At 70.6% G+C, this 4,018-nt stretch carries 4 protein-coding genes; 1 reads left to right on the forward strand and 3 read right to left on the reverse strand.

Going from position 1 to position 4,018, the window contains the following annotated elements:
• Positions 1–104 precede the first annotated feature (104 nt).
• On the reverse strand, positions 105–1,220 hold the full coding sequence (gene ald, locus PLL68_RS09815) for an alanine dehydrogenase (protein ID WP_324533592.1): 1,116 nt from the start codon (positions 1,218–1,220) through the stop codon (positions 105–107).
• Between the two features lie 127 nt (positions 1,221–1,347).
• Here ald and PLL68_RS09820 point away from each other — a divergent pair, with 127 nt between their 5' ends.
• Positions 1,348–1,962: a hypothetical protein gene (locus PLL68_RS09820; protein ID WP_324533594.1), complete on the forward strand. Its 615-nt coding sequence runs from the start codon at positions 1,348–1,350 to the stop codon at positions 1,960–1,962.
• Here PLL68_RS09820 and hisS read toward each other — a convergent pair.
• A complete protein-coding gene (gene hisS / locus PLL68_RS09825) occupies positions 1,952–3,289 on the reverse strand; it encodes a histidine--tRNA ligase (RefSeq protein ID WP_324533596.1) in 1,338 nt (445 codons plus the stop codon). The genes PLL68_RS09820 and hisS overlap by 11 nt on opposite strands.
• Positions 3,286–3,987 carry an MBL fold metallo-hydrolase gene (locus PLL68_RS09830; RefSeq protein WP_324533601.1) on the reverse strand — a complete coding sequence of 234 codons (702 nt, stop codon included), beginning with the start codon at positions 3,985–3,987 and terminating at the stop codon, positions 3,286–3,288. The genes hisS and PLL68_RS09830 overlap by 4 nt, the downstream gene beginning before the upstream one ends.
• Positions 3,988–4,018 lie beyond the last annotated feature (31 nt).

Genomic DNA, 4,018 nt, shown 5'->3' on the forward strand with positions numbered 1-4,018 from the left:
CGTGTTGGCCGACACCCCGCGCTCGACGTCCAGGTGGGTCAGCCACGCGTCGACGGCCCGGCCCACCGCAGTGGGTCGGGCCGTCGGCTCGGTGGATCCCTTGGTCAGGACAGGGCCTCGTCGATGCCGATGCTGTCCATGCCGAAGGCCTCGGCGACGGCACCGTAGGTGATGTGCCCGGCATCCGTGTTCAGGCCGAGGGCGAGCGCGGGGTCGGCGCGCAAGGCGTCCTTCCAGCCGCGGTCGGCGAGCTTCGTCGCGTACGAGAGCGTGGCGTTGGTGAGCGCCCACGTCGAGGTGTGCGGCACGGCACCGGGCATGTTCGCGACGCAGTAGTAGATCGAGTTGTGCACCGGGAAGGTCGGGTCGGCGTGGGTCGTGGGACGGGAGTGCTCGAAGCAGCCACCCTGGTCGATGGCGACGTCGACGAGCACCGAACCGGGCTTCATCTGGGCGACCATCTCGTCGGTGACGAGCTTGGGCGCCTTGGCACCCGGGATGAGCACCGTGCCGATGACGAGGTCGGCCCCCAGGACCTGCTCCTTGATCGACATCGACGACGAGGCGATCTGGGCCACCCGGTTGTCGTAGCGCCAGAAGCTCATCCGCAGCTTGTCGAGGTCGGTGTCGAGCAGGGTGACGTCAGCACCCATGCCGAGGGCGATGTTGGCGGCGTTCTGCCCGGCCACACCGGCACCGATGACGACGACCTTGGAGTTGGCGACACCGCCGATGCCGCCCATGAGCACACCGCGGCCACCCTGGGCCTTCATCATCGAGTACGCGCCCACCTGGGGGGCCAGACAGCCGGCGACTTCCGACATCGGGTACAGCAGCGGCAGCAGACCCGAGGGGAGCTGGACCGTCTCGTACGCGATCGAGGTGACCTTCTTGTCGACGAGCTCGCGGGTCAGCGGCTCGTCCGCGGCGAGGTGCAGGTAGGTGAACAGGGTCAGGCCCTCGCGCAGGCGGTGGTACTCCTGCGCAACCGGTTCCTTGACCTTCATGACCATGTCGGCCTCGCCCCACACGTCATCCGCGTCGTCGAGGATGCGAGCGCCCTGGGACACGTACTCGTCGTCGGTGATCGTCGACCCGAGCCCGGCCCCCTTCTCGATGAGCACCTCGTGCCCGCGGCGGACGAGCTCGTGGACACCCACGGGGGTGATGCCGACGCGGAACTCGTTGTTCTTGACTTCGCTGGGGATCCCGACCTTCACGGTTATCTGGCCCTGTCTGTCTCGACGAAAACCCACGGCACCGTTGCCGTGGCGGTGCGCTGCGTGGGCGCGCGGTGCGAGTCTAGACCCGCGCCACCTGCGTGCCCCCGCCCTCGAGGAGCCCTTCGTGAAGTTGTACAGCGACATCCCTGCCCGCCGTCTCGTGCAGGTCGCCTCCGACGTCGGCATCGTGCTCTGGGTGACGTTGTGGGTGCGCGTCGCCGGCCGCGTGCACGACACGACGATGGAGCTCGCCCAGCCCGGGCGTGACCTCGCAGGGGCCGGGTCGAGCTTTCGCGGGACGATGACCAGTGCGGGCGACGGCGTCGACAACCTCCCGCTGCTCGGCGACCGGGTCGCCACGCCGTTCCGTTCGGCATCGGGCGTCGGCACGGAGATCGAGCAGGCCGGCACGGCACTGGTCAGCGCCGTCGAACAGCTCTCCCTGCTGCTCGCCCTCACGACCGCTCTGGTGCCGATCCTCATCGTCGGGCTGTTCTGGTTCGCCCTGCGCTTGCGCTTCGCGCGCCGGGCGAGCGCCGCTCAGCGCTTCATCGACGCCGCCCCCGACCTCGACCTGTTCGCCCTGCGTGCCATGGCCAAGCAGCCGATGCCGCGGCTGGCCGCCGTCTCCGACGACCCCGCCGGGGCGTGGCGTCGCGGTGACGACGAGATCATCCGGGCGCTGGCCCTGCTCGAGCTGCGGGAGGTCGGGCTCCGCCCACCCGTGGTCAGCGGGTGATGACGCCCGGGCGCAGGTCGGCCTCCGGGCACTGCCACGACGCGGCATCCGCCTCGACCTGCTCGCCTGATCGGATGTCCTTGACCTGGTCGCCGGCGCCAGCAGCGCCGGGGAACCAGACGAAGGGGATGCCTCGACGGTCGGCGTAGCGGATCTGCTTGCCGAAGCGGGCCGCGCTCGGAGCGATCTCGCACGGGATGCCGCGGGCCCGCAGTGCCGTGGCAACGTCGCGTGACGCGTCGCGTGAGTCCTCGTCGTTGACCGCGACCAGGACGGCGGCCGGGGTCGACCGGGTGGCCGTGAGGCCGCGGCGGGTGACGAGCAGGTGCACGAGCCGGGTCAGGCCGATCGAGATGCCGACGCCGGGGTAGGTGGTGCGCCCGTCGCTGGCGAGCGAGTCGTAGCGGCCGCCGGAGCAGACCGAACCCCACGACTCCGACCCCACGAGCTGGGTCTCGTAGACCGTGCCGGTGTAGTAGTCGAGCCCACGGGCGATCTTCAGGTCGGCGACGAGCACGCCGGGCGCCTGCGCCCTGCCGGCCGTGATCACGGCGGCGAGCGCGTCCAGCCCCTCGTCCAGGGTGGGGTGCTCGACGCCGAGGGCGCGTACGGCATCCACGAACGACAGGTCGGTGCTGCTGATGGCCGCCAGCGCCAGCGCGTGCTCGGCCTGCTCCGGGGTGGCACCGGCCTCGATGAGCAGCGCCGTGACCTTCTGCGGGCCGATCTTGTCGAGCTTGTCGACGATGCGCAGCGTCCTGGCGACGTCGGTCAGCCCGATGCCGAGGTAGAACCCCTCGGGGATCTTGCGGTTGTTGACCTGGATGCGGAACTGCCCGATCGGCAGCCGCGCGAACGCCTCCGCGATGACCAACGGCATCTCGGCCTCGAAGTGCGGCGCGAGCTCGCCGACGTCGACGACGTCGATGTCGGCCTGGGTGAACTCCCGGAAGCGCCCTTCCTGGGGCCGCTCACCACGCCACACCTTCTGGATCTGGTAGCGCCGGAACGGGAAGGCGAGCTTGCCGGCGTTCTCCAGCACGTAGCGCGCGAAGGGCACGGTGAGGTCGAAGTGCAGGCCGAGAGCGGCATCCTTGACCGAGGCCTCCCCCGCGAGGCGGGTGACCCCGTAGATCTCCTTGTCGGCGTCGCCGCCCTTGCCGAGCAGACGCTCGACCGGCTCGACGGCCCGGGTCTCCAGCGGCGCGAAACCGTGCAGCTCGAAGACCTCACGGATGACGTCGAGGAAGTGCAGCTCGAGGAGCCGCTCGGCAGGCAGGAACTCGGGGAACCCGGAGATGGGGGTGACCTTGGTGGGAGTGCTCACGCGGTCAATCCTTGCAGGTACGGGTTGGTGCCCCGCTCGCGGCGCATCGTCGTGGCCGGGCCGTGGCCGGTGAGGACGAGGGTGGAGTCGGGCAGCGGCAGGACGACGTCGCGCAGGCTGCGCTGCATGGCGGCGTGGTCGCCTCCGGGCAGGTCAGTGCGCCCGATCGAGCCGGCGAACAGGACGTCCCCCGACACCATGGTGCGGTCCAGGCCCTCGTCGGCGGGCAGGCCGTCGGGAACGACTCCGAGACCGAACATCACCGAACCCTCGGTGTGCCCGGGCGCGTGCAGCACCTCGACCTCGAGGCCGGCCAGGGTGAGGGTCTGGCGGTCGGTCACCTCGACGACGGTCTCGGGCTCACGCCACGTCGCTCGCTGACCGAACTGCTGCTCCATCATCGCGAGGGTTCCGGGGGCCAGGCTCGCGATCGGGTCGGTGAGCCGGTACCGGTCGTCGCAGTGGATGTAGGCCGCCGTGTCTCCCCCACACACCGGCGTCACCGAGTAGACGTGATCAAGGTGGCCGTGGGTGAGCAGCACCGCCGCGGGGCGCAGCCGGTGTTCGGCGAGCACGTCGCGCAGGGTGTCCTCGACCCCGATCCCCGGGTCGACGACGAGGCACTCCTGCCCCGGGCCGGTCGCGAGGACGTAGCAGTTGGTGGCGAAGGCGGCAGCGGGGAAGGCGACGGCGAGCACGGTGCGAGCGTAGCCCGCCGCATCCTGCCTA

Origin of the sequence: Ornithinibacter sp. (assembly GCF_035443565.1) — a bacterium.
In the GTDB taxonomy this organism is placed as follows: Bacteria; Actinomycetota; Actinomycetes; order Actinomycetales; family Dermatophilaceae; genus Fodinibacter.